The organism is Agarivorans sp. D1326, from assembly GCF_056958115.1.
Genome location: NZ_JBTWEN010000001.1, coordinates 45295 through 65530 on the forward strand (window position 1 = coordinate 45295; position 20236 = coordinate 65530).

At 42.4% G+C, this 20236-nt stretch carries 18 protein-coding genes; 6 read left to right on the top strand and 12 right to left on the bottom strand.

Annotation, left to right across the window (positions count from 1 at the left end):
* Nucleotides 1-13 precede the first annotated feature (13 nt).
* On the bottom strand, nucleotides 14-1471 hold the full coding sequence (locus tag ACYFDN_RS00225) for an NAD-dependent succinate-semialdehyde dehydrogenase (protein WP_483509583.1): 1458 nt from the start codon (nucleotides 1469-1471) through the stop codon (nucleotides 14-16).
* Nucleotides 1472-1573: 102 nt separating this feature from the next.
* Here ACYFDN_RS00225 and ACYFDN_RS00230 point away from each other — a divergent pair, with 102 nt between their 5' ends.
* Entirely contained in the window at nucleotides 1574-2497 is a 924-nt protein-coding gene (locus ACYFDN_RS00230; protein WP_483509584.1) for a LysR family transcriptional regulator, read from the top strand.
* 457 nt (nucleotides 2498-2954) lie between these two features.
* Here ACYFDN_RS00230 and ACYFDN_RS00235 read toward each other — a convergent pair whose 3' ends face one another.
* Nucleotides 2955-4238 (bottom strand): L-cysteine desulfidase family protein, encoded by a 1284-nt coding sequence (locus ACYFDN_RS00235; RefSeq protein ID WP_483509586.1) that lies wholly within the window; start codon nucleotides 4236-4238, stop codon nucleotides 2955-2957.
* Nucleotides 4239-4419: 181 nt separating this feature from the next.
* Complete coding sequence (gene cobO / locus ACYFDN_RS00240) at nucleotides 4420-5016, bottom strand: cob(I)yrinic acid a,c-diamide adenosyltransferase (protein WP_016403323.1); 597 nt, start codon at nucleotides 5014-5016, stop codon at nucleotides 4420-4422.
* 131 nt (nucleotides 5017-5147) lie between these two features.
* Between cobO and ACYFDN_RS00245 the strand changes: the two genes are divergently transcribed.
* Nucleotides 5148-7073 carry an exoribonuclease II gene (locus ACYFDN_RS00245; RefSeq protein WP_483509588.1) on the top strand — a complete coding sequence of 642 codons (1926 nt, stop codon included), beginning with the start codon at nucleotides 5148-5150 and terminating at the stop codon, nucleotides 7071-7073.
* Between the two features lie 66 nt (nucleotides 7074-7139).
* On the opposite strand, the gene prc is transcribed toward ACYFDN_RS00245, so the two are convergent.
* The 4 genes from prc to ACYFDN_RS00265 all read right to left on the bottom strand — a co-directional run bounded on the left by prc (nucleotide 7140) and on the right by ACYFDN_RS00265 (nucleotide 10634).
* Complete coding sequence (gene prc, locus ACYFDN_RS00250; RefSeq protein ID WP_483509589.1) at nucleotides 7140-9152, bottom strand: carboxy terminal-processing peptidase; 2013 nt, start codon at nucleotides 9150-9152, stop codon at nucleotides 7140-7142.
* Between the two features lie 26 nt (nucleotides 9153-9178).
* Nucleotides 9179-9808 carry an RNA chaperone ProQ gene (proQ, locus tag ACYFDN_RS00255; RefSeq protein WP_016403326.1) on the bottom strand — a complete coding sequence of 210 codons (630 nt, stop codon included), beginning with the start codon at nucleotides 9806-9808 and terminating at the stop codon, nucleotides 9179-9181.
* 81 nt (nucleotides 9809-9889) lie between these two features.
* Nucleotides 9890-10369 (bottom strand): GAF domain-containing protein, encoded by a 480-nt coding sequence (locus ACYFDN_RS00260; RefSeq protein ID WP_483509591.1) that lies wholly within the window; start codon nucleotides 10367-10369, stop codon nucleotides 9890-9892.
* Nucleotides 10370-10373: 4 nt separating this feature from the next.
* Entirely contained in the window at nucleotides 10374-10634 is a 261-nt protein-coding gene (locus tag ACYFDN_RS00265; protein ID WP_220721289.1) for a YebG family protein, read from the bottom strand.
* A 293-nt stretch (nucleotides 10635-10927) separates the two neighbouring features.
* Between ACYFDN_RS00265 and ACYFDN_RS00270 the strand changes: the two genes are divergently transcribed.
* Genes ACYFDN_RS00270 through rsmF form a run of 4 tightly spaced genes read left to right on the top strand, consistent with a single transcriptional unit; the run spans nucleotide 10928 to nucleotide 15990 of the window.
* Nucleotides 10928-11368, top strand: coding sequence for a paraquat-inducible protein A (locus ACYFDN_RS00270; protein WP_040307540.1), 441 nt, complete (start codon nucleotides 10928-10930; stop codon nucleotides 11366-11368).
* Nucleotides 11352-11954 carry a paraquat-inducible protein A gene (locus ACYFDN_RS00275; protein WP_016403330.1) on the top strand — a complete coding sequence of 201 codons (603 nt, stop codon included), beginning with the start codon at nucleotides 11352-11354 and terminating at the stop codon, nucleotides 11952-11954. The genes ACYFDN_RS00270 and ACYFDN_RS00275 overlap by 17 nt, the downstream gene beginning before the upstream one ends.
* Nucleotides 11947-14550 carry an MlaD family protein gene (locus tag ACYFDN_RS00280; protein WP_483509594.1) on the top strand — a complete coding sequence of 868 codons (2604 nt, stop codon included), beginning with the start codon at nucleotides 11947-11949 and terminating at the stop codon, nucleotides 14548-14550. The genes ACYFDN_RS00275 and ACYFDN_RS00280 overlap by 8 nt, the downstream gene beginning before the upstream one ends.
* 12 nt (nucleotides 14551-14562) lie before the next feature.
* Nucleotides 14563-15990, top strand: coding sequence for a 16S rRNA (cytosine(1407)-C(5))-methyltransferase RsmF (gene rsmF / locus ACYFDN_RS00285; RefSeq protein ID WP_483509596.1), 1428 nt, complete (start codon nucleotides 14563-14565; stop codon nucleotides 15988-15990).
* A gap of 110 nt (nucleotides 15991-16100) precedes the next feature.
* Here rsmF and ACYFDN_RS00290 read toward each other — a convergent pair whose 3' ends face one another.
* From ACYFDN_RS00290 to pabC, 5 genes are read right to left on the bottom strand one after another with little or no spacing between them, the layout of a single operon-like run.
* Nucleotides 16101-16880 carry a TatD family hydrolase gene (locus ACYFDN_RS00290; protein WP_338626279.1) on the bottom strand — a complete coding sequence of 260 codons (780 nt, stop codon included), beginning with the start codon at nucleotides 16878-16880 and terminating at the stop codon, nucleotides 16101-16103.
* A gap of 5 nt (nucleotides 16881-16885) precedes the next feature.
* A complete protein-coding gene (locus ACYFDN_RS00295; protein ID WP_483509598.1) occupies nucleotides 16886-17809 on the bottom strand; it encodes a hypothetical protein in 924 nt (307 codons plus the stop codon).
* Between the two features lie 11 nt (nucleotides 17810-17820).
* Entirely contained in the window at nucleotides 17821-18450 is a 630-nt protein-coding gene (gene tmk, locus ACYFDN_RS00300; RefSeq protein WP_483509600.1) for a dTMP kinase, read from the bottom strand.
* Between the two features lie 5 nt (nucleotides 18451-18455).
* Entirely contained in the window at nucleotides 18456-19451 is a 996-nt protein-coding gene (gene mltG, locus ACYFDN_RS00305) for an endolytic transglycosylase MltG (RefSeq protein WP_483509601.1), read from the bottom strand.
* The gene (gene pabC, locus ACYFDN_RS00310) at nucleotides 19441-20232 is read right to left on the bottom strand and encodes an aminodeoxychorismate lyase (RefSeq protein WP_483509603.1); all 792 of its coding nucleotides are present in this window, start codon (nucleotides 20230-20232) and stop codon (nucleotides 19441-19443) included. The genes mltG and pabC overlap by 11 nt, the downstream gene beginning before the upstream one ends.
* Between the last annotated feature and the right edge of the window lie 4 nt (nucleotides 20233-20236).

A 20236-nucleotide genomic window follows, 5' to 3' on the forward strand; every position in this document is an offset into this window, starting at 1 on the left:
CTGTCTCCTATTGTTAGCTGTTTACGCCGCCCATACACAAATACTTAATCTCTGTGTAGTCATCTAAACCATAGTGCGAGCCTTCTCGCCCGTTACCCGATTGTTTAACGCCGCCAAAGGGTGCAGCCGCGTTTGAGATAATCCCTTCGTTTATGCCAACCATGCCATATTCCAACGCTTCACCAACACGCCATACTCGACCAATATCGCGAGTGTAAAAATAAGCTGCTAAGCCATATTCAGTATCATTGGCCAAGGCTATGGCTTGCTCTTCTGTATCAAACATAATTAGTGGTGCTACAGGGCCAAATATTTCATTTTTAGCAATCGGCATATCGTTGCTTACCTGAGTCATAATGGTGGGTTGATAAAACTGTTTACCCGCTTGATGAGCTTGCCCGCCATAAATGACCTTTGCGCCAGCTTTCTGCGAATCAACCACCAATTCATGCACGGCTTCTTTCGCTTGCTCGCTTATCATTGGGCCTATATCGACATCTGTTTGCATCCCGTCACCTACTTTGAGTTTTGCTAGTGCCTCTACAAGCTTTTCACTAAATTGCCGATAAACACTCTTTTGAACCAGAAAGCGGTTAGCACACACACAAGTTTGCCCAGCATTTCGGTATTTAGAAGCTATTGCTCCTTGCACCGCTGCATCGATATCAGCGTCATCAAATACAATAAATGGCGCGTTTCCTCCTAACTCCATAGATACTTTTTTAACCGTACTCGCACACTGAGCTATCAACTGTTTGCCCACCGCCGTGGAGCCAGTAAAGGTAAATTTGGCCACATCTGGGCTTTCGGTTAGTAACTTGCCCATGCCCCTGGCATCTTCACCTACAACTACATTAAACACACCTGGTGGAATGCCGGCTTCTTCGGCCAATTGCGCCAACGCGAGCGCTGAGATCGGGGTAAGCTGAGCTGGGCGAACCACAAAAGTACACCCTGCCGCTAAGGCTGCTGCAGCTTTTCGTGCAATCATGGCGTTAGGAAAATTCCAAGGCGTTACTGCAGCCACCACACCCACAGCTTGCTTAAGCACAACAATACGTTTGTCACCAGCTGGCGCTGGTATTACATCGCCGTAACAGCGCTTACCTTCTTCAGCAAACCAGTCTAAAAAAGCGGCACCATAAGCTATTTCTCCCTTTGCTTCGGCTAAGGGCTTACCTTGCTCTTGGGTGAGGATGCTCGCTAAATCGTCTTGATGCTGCATAATCAGTTGATACCATTTTCTCAGCAAATTGCCCCGCTCATTGGCTGATTTAGTAGCCCACGCCTTTTGAGCTGCCTTAGCGGCTTGAATTGCCAATTCAACACCTTGCAAGCCGCAGTCGTCTACCTCAAGCAAGCATTGCTGATTAGCCGGATTGTGTACTGAAAAACGTTGCTGAGAAGCATGCCAACAGCCATTGATGTAAGACTGTGTTTTTATCAAACTTGAGTATTGAATCGCTTCCATTTGTGCTCACTTCCCTTGTAACTTGTTTTAGTCCATTGAATACCAATCTAAAACGATGTTAAATATCAAACAATAAAACTTTAGTTTGGTATTTATAAAACTATGTTAGATCCGTTATCCGGCAAACAGCTTAGTGAATATGATTTGCGCTTGTTAAGAGTATTTAAGGCAGTAGTTGAACATGGCGGCTTCGCAGCTGCTGAACATAGTTTGGGGATCACTCGTTCAACCATTAGTGTTCATATGTCTAGCCTTGAAAGTAGAATGAACATTAAGTTATGCGTGAGAGGCAGGGCCGGTTTTGCCCTTACCGAGCGAGGCCAAACTGTTTATCAGGCATGCCTGCAGCTGTTTTCATCTATTCAAGAGTTTGCATCGCTGGTAGATAACTTGGGTAAACCTCTTACTGGCGAGCTTGTTATCCTTTATTCCGATCTGCTTGATCACAGGAGTATTGAAAACATAGCCAAGGCAGTGACTGCAATTAAGCAGCAAGCACCAAGACTTTGTATATCACTTAACATGGAATCGGTAGCAAACATTGAGTCTGCCTTGATCAACAACCAAGCTCATGTTGGGTTTTACCCCGCTTACCGAAGCATTGACGGGCTTTTGAGTGAAGTAGTGTTTAGTGAATCTATATATTTGTGTGCCAGCAAGCAATCTCCGTTATTCGGCACTCTCGATGCTGATATCGATCGCGAGCTGTTAGCTAAACATGCCGCGATTCACCCTAGTATTGAGCTAAACCCTAAAGGACGAGCTCAACTTCAGCAACTTAACTTTGGCGCCAAGGGATACCAATTCGACAGCCGGTTAGCCCTAATACTATCTGGTGCTTACATTGGCTATTTACCCTTAAGTGAAGCGCAGCCTTATATAGACCGACAAATCATTCGCTTAATAAAACCCAATGAATACAGTTATCCCTTTGAGCTTAGTTTGGTACATAAAGTTAACCCCAACGAAAAGCAGAAAGTTCAACTAGCCATGGATGCCTTACAAGCCCAATTTGTCACTCATTAAGCGTTAGCCATAGCGACAAACCAAAGTGCCCAACTAAGGCTATGCACCAGCCCGGCTATAATAGCGATAAACCAAAGCCATTTGGCGCTAACCTCTGGCTGTCGAAATGACCGAATGAGCTGATAAACAGGAAACAATACCACCACTATTAGCATTAAAGGCGGTAGAATTTTACCCATATTCGGACCAAAGCTGGAGACCATCAAGGCACTAGTCAATCCGGAGAGCAACAGAAAAACGATTAAAGGCCTACGAAGGTTTGCCTTAGAAACTGCCACGAAAACTAAATAACCATAGGAAGGAATAAGCAAATACGGCATTAGCAGTATTTGCTCAATTTCTAATAATTGTTTTGGGAATAAGTGCCATAAATTCATTGTTTAAGACTAGCAAATCTTATTAGCAAAAGCGCCATCTCAACGCAAAGCTTGGTTTCCAATTGCCTTTAACTTATAGCTTAACTAGCCTGCTTGTTCTGCATGGTGGCGATAATGGCTTCGTCTGTAGAAAGCATGGCAGTTTTAGACATAATTCCGAGCTGAGCGATACTATCATCGGCTGACTCAAACACAATTCCTTGCTGAGCCGATACGCTACTACCCGCAACAGCAAGAATGGCAGACTTAACTGCACTACTGGCTCCAGTTGATACCTTCATTGCACAACCAGCTTTGGCGCCATCGCAAAACACCCCGGAAACATCTCCAACCATGGAGTTAATTGCACGATGAATTGCAGCCAACCTACCTCCCATCAACCAAGTGAGTGCTGCACTAGCGCCCATAGCAGCGGTAGTGGCAGCACATAAGGCTGACAATTTGTTTTGCTTCGACTTAACGTAAATAGCAACCAAATGGCTTAGCATTAAAGCGCGAACAAAAGCATCATCATCTAGCTGCTTTATTTCTGCATAAGCCACAACCGGCATGGTGGCAGCTATGCCTTGATTCCCGCTACCCGAGTTACTCATTGCCGCTTGTTGAGCTCCGCCCATTCGAGCATCCGATGCTGCCGCGCCCAAACGCATTGCACGATTTATCAAATCATCGGCAAGTAGCCCCTGCTCTACTTGCGCTTGTAAACTGGCGCCTAGCGCTAAGCCGTAATTCCCCGATAACCCAGTCTCAGCTAACGCTCGGTTTAAGCTAGCCGCACGTTTAATAAAAGCAATCTGTGTAAGTGGCACGTTTTCAACAAAGTCTACGATTTGCTCTATTGAAAGTTTAAGGTGATTCGTTTCAGTGCTTTGAACACATTGCACAGCTTTGGCTTGCTGCACTACTGCTCCATTCTTTACGATGTATTCAAAGCGGGTATGTGACTTTGCAATGCAAACCTCAACCTTATCTTGATTGCGGCTGGCATTTACCACCGTATACAACACGTCATCATTGCTTACCATTGATACACTAACTTGGCGTTTACTCAGCATTTGATTTGCCTTGCAAAGCGTTTCTTTCGAGATTGTCGCCAGTACTTCTAAACCTTTACTCGCATCTCCAGCTGTCGCACCTACAGCAGCAGCTATAGGTAAACCAGCCTTACCAGTGCCTGGTACAAATACTCCCATGCCATTCTTGTAAAGATTTGGAGTTACCTTAACTTGAATAGAGTCTGGTAAACCGCCAAGTAATTCCGCAGCTTTAGCGCTAGCAAGCGCAACAGTAACGGGTTCGGTGCAACCTAATGCAGGTACCACTTCAGATTGAACTAAGTCTATGTATTGTTGCCACTGTTTCATGGATTATCTCGGCTAATTGCGTTTGATACAGTGTACAAATTTGTTTGTAGAAAAAGTTGGCGCGGTTTTAATAAACAACACGAAAATTGAATTAATTTTCCAAGAAAAAGAAAAATATCAGAAAATATTTTCGTATGTTTAAATACAGGTGAGAGAGTGGCCCTAAAGCCACTTTAGAAATTTACCAATCAATGCCCTGGCGAGCTTTGATTCCTGATTCAAAAGCATGCTTAACATTTTTTACTTCAGAAATGGTGTCTGCAATATCAAGCACTTTGCGATGACATGCACGGCCAGTTACCACTACCGATTGCTCTGCAGGTCGCTGCTTAATTGCTTCGACAACCTCTTCAACATCTAGGTAGTCATAACTTAACATGTAAGTAATTTCGTCCAACAATACCAAGTAGATTGATGGATCAGCTAGCCACTGCTTACAGCGTTGCCATACTTCTTGCGCAGCTTGGGTATCAAGTTCTCGGTTTTGAGTCTCCCAAGTAAACCCTGTTGCCATAGTGGCAAACTCTACCCCGTTATTTTGCAGAAGATTGCGTTCTCCGCATTCCCAGCCGCCTTTAATAAATTGCGCCACCGTTGCTTTGTAACCATGCCCAGTAGCACGCGCAACATTACCAAAACCAGCTGTCGATTTACCCTTACCGTTACCGGTAATAACCAGCACTAAACCCTTTTCAATTTGTGCATCTTCAACTTTAGCATCCACACTTGCTTTCAACTTTTCCTGTCGTTGCTGATGCTTTTCTTGATCTTTACTCATCCCTGCTCTTTAGTCGTTACTGATTTGTTTTTAGTTTAGCTCGAGCCAAACCCAATAAACCAGTACTGTTTCGCTAGAATAGCGATAAACCTTTGGGTATAGTGCTTTCACGATAAAAAATGGAAGCCTTTATGCTTAAAGATAACCCTCTATTGGCTCAACTAAAGCAGCAAATTAGAGAGACCATTCCCACTGTTGAAGGTGTAGTAAAAGCTACTGAGAAGAACTTCGGTTTCCTTCAAACAGACAACAAAAAAAGCTATTTCATCTCTCCTCCAATGATGAAAAAGCTAATTCACGGCGACCGAATTAGCGCAGCTATTCGCGAAAATAACGGTAAAGAAGCAGCAGAACCGGAAACACTAGTAGAAGCCGCATTAGATATCTTTGTGGCCCGTATAAAGTTTGTTGATAAACGCACTAAGCTGCAGGTTGACCATCCATTGATCAACCAGTTATTAAGTGCAAAAGTGATAAAAGATAGTGGATTCTCAATTAAACAAGGTGATTGGGTGTTGGCTAGACTGGTTAAACACGCACTTAAAGAACAACACTTCCAAGCTGAGATCTTCGAGTTTATCGCCGAAAGTGACGATAATTTTGCCCGATGGAAAGCTACTACCAAAAAGCACCAATTAGCTTGGGACCAGCCTGAACTCGCTGAAGACCTGGTGATTATTGACCAAGAAGTTGAGCGTCGTGATCTAACCAACGAGTTGTTTTTCACTATCGACGGTGAAAATACCAAAGATATGGATGATGCAGTCTCAATCACGCGCGAAGCAGAACATTGGAAGCTAAAGGTCGCTATAGCGGATCCGAGTGCTTACATTAACAGTGAAAGCGAACTTGAAAAAGCAGCCAAACAACGAGCATTCACTTTGTACTTACCAGCACGCACTGTTCCGATGATGCCAAGTAAGTTGGCTAACGAACATTGTTCGCTAGTCGCTGACCAAGTTCGTCCAGCCTTGGTATGTGAAATGCTGATTGGACTTGATGGTGAGTTACAAGAAAATGCTGAGTTTTACTTAGCTACTGTTCAGTCCAAACATCGCCTAAACTACAATCAGGTATCGGACTTTATAGAGCAAAAAGCCACTGAACTCGAATCAAACGCTGAGCTAGCTGAAGCTTTACAACAACTTAACTTGTTTAGTGAGCAACGTAATCAATGGCGCGCAGAGAACACCTCGGTGTTTGGCGATCAAGCAGACTACGAGTTTGTCTTAGATAATAAAGGCCAGGTTATTGATATTCTTCGCCAATCTCGTCGTAGTGCAAACCGTATGATTGAAGAAGCAATGGTGGCAGCCAACATTTGTGGCGGACGCTTCCTAGATGAAAAACTCGGTTTTGGGGTGTTTGCATGTCATTCTGGTTTTAAAGAAGAGAAGCTAGACGGACTAGTAGAGCTACTGGCCAAGTTTGAGTTACCGGTTGAGCGAGAAAAGCTCAATGATCTCGATTACTTCTGCCAACTAAGAAGAACCATCGCAGCGACTGGCGATAAATGTTTAGATCAGTTGGTAAAACGCCACTTTAATTTTGGTGTTTATAATGAAAAGTGTTTGCCTCACTTTGGTTTAGGTGAAGCTAAGTATGCAACTTGGACCTCTCCAATACGAAAATACAGCGACCTGTTAAATCATCGCCTTATTAAATCAGTGATTAATGGCGAAACACCTACTTCACCATTATCTGAAGAGCTATCCGAACATCTAAGTGATAATCGCAAGAAGCAAAAGTTTGCTGAACGAGAAATGGCCAACTACCTGTATTGCGAGTATTTTGCAGAACAAGATCCAAATACATGTTTGTTGGCAGAAATTAGCAATATAAACCGTGGTGGCCTTAATATTCGTCTAGTTGACAGTGGTGCCTCTGCTTTTGTTCCAAAAACCAAGCTTGCGGGTAAAGATGAAGAACTCACCATCGAAAGTGAGTTGGGCCGTTTAGCCACTAAAGACAAACAGTATTGCGTGGGTGATACCATCTCTGTAAAGATTGTAGAAGTGAAAAAGCTACAACAATCAATCGTTGCAGCCCCCTGTTAGTTAAGCTTTAAACCAATACAAAAAAGCCAGCGATTAGCTGGCTTTTTTATCGATAACTAAATCTGTTTAGCTTGGATTACGAAGTTCTAAGTAATCAACCGCAATCTCTGCAGCTTCAGTTAAAAAAGCATCATCCAAATCAATATCTTTTGGCGCGTCTTCTAAGTCTTTAACAGGTTCCAGTTCAAGGCGAACTAAACGCTCATTTAAGCGAGCAAGTTGTTTCTGCTCTTTTTCATCGCGCTGAGAGATCCTCGCTTTTTCATTAAGACTTACCGACTTCATATCTTTGTCTTTACGATAATCAGCTATATCACTAATGATGTATTGAAACTCTGGATCTTTTGCAATGCGAGCCTGATGCTTTTTATCTAAAGCTTCAATATAAGGGCTAACATCGCCAAGCAACTTATAGTTAGCCGCTTTAATTTTATCCCAAGGCAAAGCATTATCTTCAACGCTCTCTCCCGTTTCTTCCGGCAACAAGGCAGAAGGATAAGAGATATCAGGAATTACGCCGCGATGTTGAGTACTGCCACCGTTTATACGGTAAAACTTAGCAATGGTGTACTGCACATGGCCAAGTTCATTTTCGTACAAGTCGTAAATTCGACCTAAACCGCGGTGCTGCTGCACAGTGCCTTTGCCGTAACTTTGCTCACCAATAACAATGGCTCTGCCATAATCTTGCAAGGCAGCGGCAAAAATTTCGGACGCTGAAGCGCTGTAACGGTCAATTAAAATAACCATTGGGCCACTGTAAGTGACTGAATTACTGGTATCGTTGTTTACCGTAATTCGACCAAGCTGATCGCGTACTTGCACAACCGGACCTTGTGGAATGAATAAACCGGTTAATGCGGTTGCCTCAGTTAATGCTCCACCGCCGTTGCCACGTAAATCAACAATCAAAGAACTGATATTCTCTTCATCTAATTTACGTAACTCTTTGCTGGCATCTTCACTCAAATTCACATAGAAACTAGGAACATTAAGCACCCCTACTTTCTTGCCTTCAATTTCAATTACCTCGCTTTTAGCAGCGCGGTCTTCTAGGCGAACCTTGTCGCGAACGATATCTACGATTTTGGTTTTACCATCTACTTTGCCACCAGATGCAAGTATCTCAAGACGAACAGTAGTGCCTTTTGGACCTTTAATCAGATCAACTACGTCATCTAATCGCCATCCAATAATATCAACGATTTCATCTTCACCTTGAGCAACACCAACAATTTTGTCTTCTGGACCTAATTGGTTGCTCAGCGCTGCAGGTCCACCAGGAACCAAACTTCGAATCACCGTGTACTCATCTTCACCTTGCAGCACTGCACCAATGCCTTCTAATGAAAGATTCATTTCCATTTTGAAGCGTTCTGCAGTACGTGGAGATAAGTAACTAGTATGTGGTTCGATGGCGCGAGAATAAGCGTTCATTGCAGTTTGGAACACATCTTCACTGCCGGTTTGCACTAAACGCTTAATCGCACTGTTATAGCGCTTGGCTAATACTTCTACGATCTTGTCGTGTTCGCGGCCTGCTAACTTTAAGTTTAGCGCATCGTATTTTACCTTTAAGCGCCACAGTTCTTTAATCTCAGCTTGGGTTCTAGGCCAATCAGCTTCGCTGCGATTAAATTGAAACTGTTCGTCTTTAGTAAAATCCATTGGCTCGTCGAGCACTTGTAAAGAGTAAACTAATTGTTGGTAGCGACGCTTAAGCGACAGGTCGAAAATGGAATAAAGCGGTTCCAATCTACCAGCTGGTATGTCTTGATCTAGGCTGTAGCGATAACGTTCAAAGCGTAAGAAATCTTCTTCCAAAAACAAGCTACGATTGTAGTCAAGTTGCTGAATAAACTTATCGAAGATTTCGCTAGATAATTCATCGTCGAAAGGAACACTGCGGTAGTGAGAGCGGGTATATAAAGCGCTAATTCTTTTTGCCGCTGTAGCATGTTGGCTTTGCTGGCTTAAAGTGGGTAGCGCATCTTGTCCTAATGTAGGCGTTTGAGCCAACAACAGAGTTGAGTAACTAAGCGTTAAAAAAAATAGCCACAGACGGCTCAAATATTTCATAGGCACCTATCTCACTACTAAATCAATTATGCAACGATATGTTCTGCTTTAACTTTAACTAACATACCGCTTTTAAGTGTAACAGCAATGCCATCTTTTGTTACTTCTGAGATCTGACCCGGCATTGGCGTTTTTCCAACCAATACACGAACTTCCTTCCCTGCAACTAAATCTTTACTGTCGATTTTTTCAATCGGCTTCTTCTCTGCTGCTGGTTTGCTGTCGCTAGTTTTAGGTTTACTAGTACGCTTGAAATCAGCTTTTGGTTTACGTGCAGCAGCTTTGTTTTTGTCAGCTTTTTCAGCTTGAGCCTTTTTGTTAGCAAAGGCTTTATCTTTGCTTTCTTTTAAGGTCTTTTGTGCATGTTCTACATGCTCTTGTTCAATTTCTGCGCCCTCTACACCGTCTAAATCAACGCGTTTTGAGCCGACTTTTACGCCATGTAGGTAACGCCAGCTAGACGTATATTGACGCAGAGCAGAACGTAGTACGGTATTACTTACTTTCTCGTCTTCTTTAAGACGTTCAGCTAAGTCCTGAAAAATACCAATTTTAAGCGGCTTGGCTTCACCTTCTGTAGAAAAACAGTTTGGGAATTGTGTCGCCAAATATTGAATGACTTCTTTGCTATTTTTCAGTTTGTTAGTTTGTTCCATGATGACCTTTCTTATACATCTTTACTGGTACAGCGACAGGGCTGATTTCGGCTATTATAGTGAGCGTATATTGAAAAGCCATTAAAAATGCACATCACTTAGTTTATTTTCCAACACCTTAACTAAATACTCGATGCCAATTTGGTCACTTAGCTCGAATCGATTAAGACGTGGGCTATCAATATCTACTACGCCAAACAGTTCACCATTAAGATATAAAGGCACTACGATTTCTGATTCGCTAGCACTATCACAAGCGATATGCCCTGGAAACTCATGCACATTTTCAACACGGAAGGTTTGCTGCTGCGCAAAAGCCGAGCCACATACGCCTTGACCAACTTGTATTGAAGTACAGGCAGGTTTACCTTGAAACGGCCCTAAGAACAGCTGTTTTTTAGCTTTATCGGCCAAATAACACCCTACCCAGTTAATCTCTTCTAACTCGAGCCATAATAAGGCAGAAAAGTTAGCCAGATTAGAAATATAAGGTAAGTCTTTATCTAACAAAGCGTCTAATTGCTTACTTAGTGTCAAATAACGAGAAGATACATCTGTCACTGCATTACTCCTCTTCTTCTATCATCGATGCATCAAACTCCTGGCCTTTGAGCACTTGCTGCAGTGCATTTCGCTGGGAAGAAAGGTAAAAGCCTAGATTCTCGGCTTGTTGCTCGTTCATCTTAGGTTCTGCATGCTTTATCATTAATGTAAGCTGATCAGCTACGTCTAACATTTTGTCGTAATTGTCGGCTTCTTTTTTTGAACTAAAAGTCATTTTCTCTACACCGTTACGTTCGACGACATATTTAATAATTACAGCCACCGCTGCCTCCATTTACTGTTTTTATATACAGGGTAGTATGCACCATTCACTTTTAAACTACTAGTGACAAATTTTTACAGCATAGTTAGCCTGACTTAGCTAATATGTACTGTATGAAATCTTCTGAGTTATCAAAGCTATCCATCTGCCCGAGTTGCGATTTGTTGGTCGACACCCAAGCACATTGTAGGGCTGGAAACGTATTAATATGTCCACGTTGCAAACACACACTTGCGCGGGGGCGTAGAGCCCGTTTCTCTAGCCAATTTGCCTTAGCGTTAACGTGCTTGATTATGGTTACGCTTGCTAACACTTATCCGCTGTTGAGCTTTACATTCCTTGGGATCCCCAGTTCAGCCAATATTCTGCGCGGCACCGTGTTGTTACTTGAAAATGGCTATTATTTGGTGGGGTTCAGCGTGGTGCTAGCTAGTTTCATCGCGCCAATTCTGCTATTCAGCTTAATCTGTTATACCTCTTTGTCTTTAAGCAAAGGCTGGAAAGCTCCTTTTTTGGCAACAGCGTTGCATTTTCAAGACGATCTTATCCACTGGAGTATGATTGAAGTCTACATCGTTAGTTTTTTGGTCGCCTTGGTTAAACTAGTAGAATACGCCGATATCGATTTAGGCTATGGGCTTTGGTGTATCTGCATAACCTTGCTACTTTCTACCCGCCTAATTCAACGTATAGAGCCAGCGGAATACTGGGAGCGTTATGTACACATCCGCTAAACAGCTAGGCTTAAAACAATGCAGGCACTGCAAACTGTCAATGCCCGAGGAACAAAGCCACTGTCAGCGCTGCCATATGCGAGTTCATTCACGAACCCCTCAAAGCATGCAAAAGTGTTGGGCTTTTATCATTGCCGCTACTGTTGGACTGTTCCCTGCGAACTTAATGCCAATAACCGTTTTAAGTACTCGCGGTGCCCCCCAATACGAAACCATTATGTCTGGCGTGATCAGCTTAATTAAGGACGATATGGTAGGGATTGCCATTGTGGTATTTGTCGCCAGCATTGTGGTGCCTGTAATGAAACTTGTCGGCTTGGTTGTTATCTTATTGAGCCTGCAATTTAATTTGAATCTGAACAATCGACAGCGGATTGTTATCTATAGAATAATTGACATTATTGGTAAGTGGTCAATGCTCGACCTTTTTGTTCTGTCTATCATGATTGCAGTATTTGAACGAAATAATTTAGTAGGCGTGGAAGCAGGACCCGGCGCCACTGCATTTGGCGCAGTAGTATTGTTAACACTGTTCGCAGCAAAATCTTTTGATACAAGACTAATTTGGGATAAACAACTTGAATAACGCTAGTAAACCGGAACTTAAAAAAGAGAAGGTAATCTCCCCTATTTGGCTGTTGCCCATTTTGGCTGTGCTGTTAGGCGCTTGGCTACTATTCAAAGCTTGGTCTGAAGCAGGTGTGAAAATCAACATTGTGTTTGATAGCGCAAAAGGTATTACCGCTGGGCAAACTCAGTTGTTTTACCAAGGTCTAGATATTGGCGTAGTGAAAACGGTAGAACTTGCACCTAATTTAGAAGGCGTAATTGTAGTTGCAGAAGTTAAACGAGAAGCAGAGCAGTTACTAAAAGAAGATAGCCAATTCTGGTTAGTAACGCCCAAAGCGTCGATTACAGAGATTAGCGGTTTAGACGCGCTAGTATCTGGTAACTACATTGAACTAAACCCCGGCAAAGGTAAATTTAGTGATGACTTTGTTGCACTCAACGAACCTCCTAATATTATTAGGGGTAACGGTTTAAATGTACGCCTTACGTCAAACGATTTAGGCTCTCTAAATATTGGCTCCCCTGTTTACTTCAAAAAAATAAAAGTAGGCGAAGTACAACGTTATCAATTAAATGATCAACACCATGTAGAATTTGATATTCAAATCAAACCACAATTCTCCCATTTAGTAAAAATTGATACTCGGTTTTGGAATGTAAGCGGTTTTGAGGCCGATATCTCTCTCGATGGGATGCAAATCTCTAGTGAAAGCCTAGCCAGCGTGATTTCCGGTGGCGTCAGTTTTGATAGCCCCGTTCAATCTGCTATTGCAGATAAAGGACAAAACTTTATCCTCTTTGACAACCTTAAAGACTCTCAACGTGGTAAAGCGATTCAAATTACCATGCAGCAGCAACATGGTCTTGCAGCAAACCGCAGCAAGCTAATTTATCGCGGCGCGGTAATAGGGTTTATCAATGATATTCAAAATACCGGAAGTCATGACCATTTTTTAGCAAAAGCCTTGGTCGAGCCTAAGTATGAAGATCTGTTTAACGATACAACCCAATTAGTTCTGATAAAACCTGAAATAGGATTAAACGGAGTTAAAAACCTTGGTGCGCTAGTTGGTGCAAAGCAAATCGAAGTGATTGCAGAGCAAGGTGAGCTTCAAACTGAGTTTACCCTTACTACATCACCAAAACCTCCCGTTGGAAGTAAGTCCATCAGCTTTACCACTAACAATGTTAAGGGTTTAGCAGTTAACAGCCCGATCGTTTACAACGGGCTAACCATAGGTAAAGTGACTGAAATCGACTTAATAGATCGCAGCTTTGAGCTAAAAGCTTTTATTCAGCCTCAATATACCAAACTACTTACCCAAGGCAGCCGATTTTATAACCAAAGTCCGCTAGCTGTGGAAGCAGATCTAAATGGAATAAGTGTTGAAAGCAGCGGTCTGAGTGGTTTTATAAACTCCCCAATCATATTGATGCCCGGACATAGCAATGCTCTCAGTAAGCAAAGTCAATATGCCCTACATCACAACAAACAAGCTGCTCAATTGTCTAAAGCAAAAATAGAGAAACCTTTATCACTGCGCTTAAATACAGATTATTTGGGGTCATTAGGAGAAGGGGCGCCAGTTCTTTTCAGACGAGTACCGGTAGGAGAAGTTGAGCACTACAGTTTGTTAAAAGATGGCAGCATTGACCTAAAAATCAAAGTTTTTGGCAACTATCGACACTTAGTAACGGATAACAGTCGATTCTGGCACGCATCAGGACTGGAAATTAAAGCCAGTTTAGATGGTTTGTCGGTAAACAGTGAATCGCTTAGATCACTGGTTATGGGTGGTATCAGTTTTGATCACTTCGAAGAACTGACTAAGGAAAGCATCCGAACTGTTCATAAAACTAAACAGGATGCAACTAAGCGTCATTTAGCGATTAGCCTAACAACTAACGATAGCCACGGCCTCTACAACAACATGCCGATTAAATACCAAGGACAGCAAATTGGTAAAGTCACCAACTTGCAATTCAATGATAGCCTTTCCGAACTACAAGCAGATGCTGAGTTGGACTTCCCCTTTTACAGAAACTTCGCCCGCAGTGGCGCCTTATACTGGCAAGAAACGGCCTCTATCAGTCTATCTGAAGTAAAAAACTTAGATACCTTGGTAAAAGGCGACTTTATTAATGCCCTTCCAGGAAAAGGCAAACCCTCACAACAGTTTGTTTTACAAAAACAAGCACCAAATACCGACACAAATGCCTTACATATTTGGCTTAGCAGTAGCCACTTTGGCTCGTTAAAAGTTGGCAGCCCGGTACTTTATAAGCAATATCAAGTAGGTTTTGTTGATGATGCAAAACTGGCTATGGATGGCTCAAAAATCTTAGCTCGCCTCAACATAAACTCAGCCTATCGCCACTTGGTGCGCGAAAATAGTGTCTTTTGGAATGCCTCGGGCGTAGATGTAAAACTTGGCCTAGGTGGCGCTAACATTCGTCTTGATTCAATGGAAACACTATTAACTGGCGGCATTGCGTTTGCGACACCCGATGAAGAACCTACAGCTAAACCAGCCAAGGATCAGGATAAGTACGAACTACAGCCCATTTATGATGAAAAATGGTTACAATGGAGCCCTACCATTGAGCCATAGAAAATCTGCATTTTGACCAAACCAATAAATTTTCCAGCTAAATTCATAGAGCGCATTGAGAAAGATCTTCCAAGCGACTTGAGTTTAGCTGGGTTCAAAGCTATTTGTCAGCAGCCGATGCGCAGAAGCATCAGAGTAAATACGCTCAAAATAAGCCTAGAGGCATTTTTAAGCTTAGCCAAAACCAATCAATGGCAACTTGAGCCCATACCTTGGTGCGAGACTGGCTTTTGGATTACCCGCGAAGATGAGAGCTTATCGCTTGGTAATACCGCAGAACACCAAGCTGGTTTGTTCTACATTCAAGAAGCAAGTTCTATGCTGCCGGTAAGCGCCCTATTTCACTGCTTTCAAGCCGAAGAAGACTGTTTGTTACTAGACGCAGCTTCCGCCCCGGGGTCAAAAACAACACAAATGGCAGCCATGCTTCAAGGTAAAGGAGCAATCGTAGCCAATGAGTTCTCTGCTAGTCGAGTTAAAGTGCTTAGTGCCAATTTATTACGTTGTGGTGTAACTAATGCGGCCGTAACACACTTCAGTGCTGAAATTTTTGGTACTTGGATGAGCGAGCAGTTTGACGCTATTTTGCTAGATGCCCCCTGCTCTGGTGAAGGTACCTTACGCAAAGATCCTCAAGCTCTAGATAATTGGAGTGAACAGCATGTCGACGAAATTTCTCAGCTGCAAAGCACGTTACTAGAAAGCGCGCTACAAGCCCTAAAGCCTAATGGAGTATTGATTTACTCAACGTGCACCTTAAATCAACAAGAAAACCAGCAAGTGATTAGTCGTATTGCTACCAAATACCCCGATAGCTTTTCTACCATTAATCTCGAGCAACTTTTTGAGCACAGCCACAAAGCCATAACTAAGGAAGGCTATTTACACGTTTGGCCACAATACTATGATAGCGAAGGTTTCTTCGTAGCTGCATTGCGCAAAAACACTGCAACAATCGAAACGCCTGCAATTAACAAACGAATAAAGCCGTTTGCTTATCAAGCTGCGACGAAAAAGCAGCAAGCATCAATTGCACAGCATTTTAATTCTCAGTTTGGAATGACGCTCCCTAGCGACTACAGCATATTTACCAAAGCTAATGATTACTGGTTACTTCCAAACAGCTTTTTGCGTGTAAAAGATGAAATGCGATTTGAACGAGTTGGCCTCAAGTTAGCCGAAGAGTTTAAACATGGCTTTAGAACAAGCCACGATGCAATTACTGCTCTTGGGCACTTAGTTGCAAAAAACTGTATTGAACTAGAGCCCGAACAAGCCCATCACTTTTATCAAGGCAAAGATATTGTCTATCCAAATAACAACAAAGGCGAAGTGGCTCTAAGCTACCAAGGTTATGTTATTGGTTTAGGCAAATGGGTAAGAAACAAAATTAAGAACTCCTACCCTAGAGAGTTAGTTAAAGACAAGGGGCTTGGCTAAGCTTGCAAAGCACGCAACTCGGTCTACACTTAACAGACTATTAGCGCAAGGCTCTAACACAGAGCCATTCCCCTACGCTCCGCTCAGGGACTAGAGTGGAGCCGTTTTTTTCAAGGCTTTGCCAAACTAAACAAATCAAAAAAGTTCTGGGTAGTTTGTTCTGCAACTTCCTCTAAACTAATGCCTTTTATTTTTGCTAAACACTCAGCTACCTGCCGAGTATAAGCAGGTTGGTTTTCTTCTCCCCTAAACGGGATCGGCGCTAAGTATGGGCTATCTGTTTCAACCAAGATCCTATCTAAAGGAATTTGTTTGAAGGTTTGCTGCAACTCTTTAGCCGAGTTAAAACTAATGATCCCTGAAGCAGATATATAAAAGCCCATTTCAATGGCTGCCTCTGCCATCTCTAAACTTTCAGTAAAGCAATGAAGTACCCCTTTACATTGCTCCGCCTTATGCTCCGACAGTAAACGCAAAGTATCTTCTCGTGCATCTCGGGTATGAATAATCAATGGTTTGTTATGTTTAACAGCTAACTTTATCTGCTCAATAAAGACTCTCTGCTGTAGCTCTTTATGTTCTTTCGCATAAAAATAATCCAAACCAGTTTCACCCACGGCAACTACTTTAGGGTGAGCCAAATAAGACTCCATTTTTTCAAGGTCAAACTCTTGGTCTTGAACATAAAGTGGATGCATACCACAAGAGGCAAACACTTGATCAAAGTGTTGCACTTTCTCCATCATGCTCGGAAACTTCTCAGGAGATATAGCCACAGCAAGGCAATAATCTACACCAGCATCTTTGGCTTTAGCTAAAGCATCCGCTACGTTTACATGCTTACCTTGATAATCAAGTCTGTCTAAATGGCAATGTGAATCTACTAACACGCGCGTTAATCCTTAAATCGTGTAAACAGCGGGTAAAGCTGTTGGCCAACATTTAGGCCCGGATATTCTTCTATCTGTTTGAGCAAATCGAGCCAGTCTTGATAGGCCAATTCAATAGTTTTGTCTTTAGTACTAACAACAGCAAACTGGGGAAAGTCATCTCTATTAGCCAGCCCTTTAGCTAAACTAAAGGATAAGGTTAAGCAATGACCTAGCCATTGTAAGTACAATGGCTGCTTGTGAACTAAATCAGCCAGTTTATTAGTTTTAGCTTGCACCATTAATTGATATTGATGAATAAACTGTTCTAGCTGAGTAAACTGCTGCTCGCGATAAAATTCTTTGATTTGTAAGGGAGAACCGTTACAGAAACGATAAATTAGTGCAAAGTTTTCGTCTACCCTAAGCTTTTGTTTTACTAACCATTGCTTCACCCAGCTTTGCTCTGGTGTGGCGATATTTAAAACTTGGCATCGACTCATTATTGTTGGCATCGCTTTAAACGGCAAATGGTTAACCAAGATAAAGTGTGTATCTGCCACGGGTTCTTCTAAGGTTTTTAACAAAGCATTGTTTGATGCCGTATTTAGCGCGCCGATATCGCTTATAATCGCCACTTTTGAAGAACCAAAACTACTAGTCTGGTTTGCCCACAAACTTAAAGCACGAATATCATCTACTTTAGGCTTTTCTTGTTCTAGCAAAAACAAACTGCCATGGGCGCCAGAGTCTACTAGCTGACAACTATGGCAATGATTACAGGCTTGATGTTTTTGCTCGCTACATAAAATAGTTTTAGCAACAAACTTTGCTAGCTGGAGCTTACCTAAACCTTTTTCTCCACGAAGCAGCAGGCTTTGCGGAAAGTTATCTTCACTTAATTGATGTGATAATTGTTTCCATGCCTTACTTAACCAAGGAGAACTCATAGTAAATACCGTTACAGTGTATTTAGGTAATTATTTAATGCAGCCTGAATATCACAAGCTACTTTGTCTATGCTTTGGCTTGCATCGATTTTCACGATATTTTCATTAGCCTCTGCTTGCGCAAGATAAACCGATCTACTTCTTTCAAAAAAGCTCAAAGCTTGCTGCTCAATTCTGTCTAACTCGCCGCGATCACGTGCTCGGCTTAGCCCTAATCCAGGTTCAATATCCAAGTATAAGGTTAAATCAGGTTCAAAACTGCCAATAGCAATCTGTTTAATCGCTTGTAGTTTATCTACGCCTAACTCTCTGCCACCACCTTGATAAGCTTGTGAGCTTAAATCGTGGCGGTCACCTACCACCCATTTACCTTCACTTAAAGCGGGTTTAATACGTGTTTCCACCAATTGAGCGCGCGCCGCATACATGAGTAACAACTCCGTGCTATCGCAAACCTGCTCGCCATCAACACCTTGTTTTACTATCGTTCGTAAAGACTCGGCAATTGGCGTACCGCCTGGCTCACGAGTATTTATGTACTCTATACTTTGTTGCTCTAACAAAGTTTGGATCGCGGCAACTGCGGTACTTTTTCCTGCACCTTCTAAGCCTTCAATAACTACAAATTTTCCACGCGTCATAATAACTATTTCTTAAGTATGTATTTTCTAACTGCGCGATTATGCTCAGCTAAGTTTTTAGAAAAATAATGTTCGCCACCACCCTTAGCAACAAAATAATAATAATTAGATTGCTCGGGGTTTAGCGCAGCGATAATGGCATCTTCACTAGCCATAGCGATGGGTGTTGGCGGAAGAGCTCGAATAACATAGGTATTGTATGGCGTAGCTTCGCGTAGATCTTTACGGCGAATATTTCCATCATACCGCTCTCCCATACCGTAAATTACAGTAGGGTCAGTTTGCAGGCGCATCCCCTTATTAAGGCGATTAACAAATACCGAAGCGATCCGAGGCCGTTCAAACTTAGCACCGGTTTCTTTTTCGATAATTGATGCGAGAATTAGCGCTTCATAAGGTGTTTTGAGTGGAACAGCTTGATTACGTTTATCCCATTGCTCGGCAACTACTTTATCTAATGCAAGCTTGGCGCGCTTGATGATGCTTTCTGCAGGCGTATCGTGAACAAAAAAGTAAGTTTCGGGTAACAACAGCCCTTCTAGCTTACTTTGCTCAATTTCAAGCCACTTAATTAACTCTTGTTCATTCTTACTGCTCGGCTTAATCCCTTCAGTTTGGTTAAGCTTTTGCCAAAACTGGGCAAAGGTCTCTCCTTCAATTAGGCTAACTTTAAACTGAACGACTTTTCCGCTAGCCAATATTTGGCTTAGCTGGGCATAACTAAGCTGCTCATCTAAGTGATATAAGCCCTTTTTAATTTGACTGTGGTGAGGATGAAGTTTGAACCAAACCCGCAACCACCATGCATCTTGGTCTGCGTTAGCAAATACCTGGTTGGCAACACGATAAATGTTAGTTCCCGAGCCTACCGACACTTGTTGAACTTCGGTTGCACGCGGCAGTTGCCATTGTTCAACTAAGTAATTATCAAACCACTTATATGAGAGGAAACCAGCAATTAAACAAAAACCAATAAAACCGAGTATTACTTTACGAAGCATTTTTCACCAAATTTTGGAACCAACGACAAACAGGAAAGCGCTCGTAATTGCGCTCATTAAAAGTATTAACTGGGGCAAACTGCAATACCGAGTTACTGACAAATATTTCATCAGCAGCGACTACATCTTCAATTTTAAACTTACCTAATTGGATCTGATAAGGAGAATGCTTCACGTTGTCTATCAAAAACTGGCGTTGCACACCGGCAACCCCTGCACCATCCAGATCACTTGTATAAATCACTTTACCCTTAACCCAGAACAAGTTAGACGCAACCCCTTCAACAACCTGATCAAAAATATCACAACAAACCAAGTCAGCAACCCCAGTTGAGTCTGCTTCTCTTTTTAGTAGCACTTGCTCTAAGCGATTTAAGGTTTTAATTGATGAAAATGCACTACCACTTGCCAAACGTTGCTTGGCAATTCCAAGTGATATTCCACTATTTCTAAAGTTTACGTAGCTTTGCGGAAACTCAGAAATAGACATAAATACACTTGGTTTAACACATTCTGGCAAGCCGTAACCTCGGCCACCTTCTCCGCGAGTAATAGTGACTTTTAGTACGGCATTGTTTGCTTTAGAAGCGTGCTTATCGGCATCTCTTTTGATAGTAACGAAATCAAGAGAAGGAAAGCCAAGCTGTTGTTGAGCGCGTTGTAAACGTTTTAGGTGGTAATCCCAAAGCGTCAACTCTCCAGACTGAACCAGCATGGTTGTGAAAAAACCATCGCCGTAGTTTAAGCCTCGATCAAGCGTTGATAAATTAGCGTCTAGCAAACTC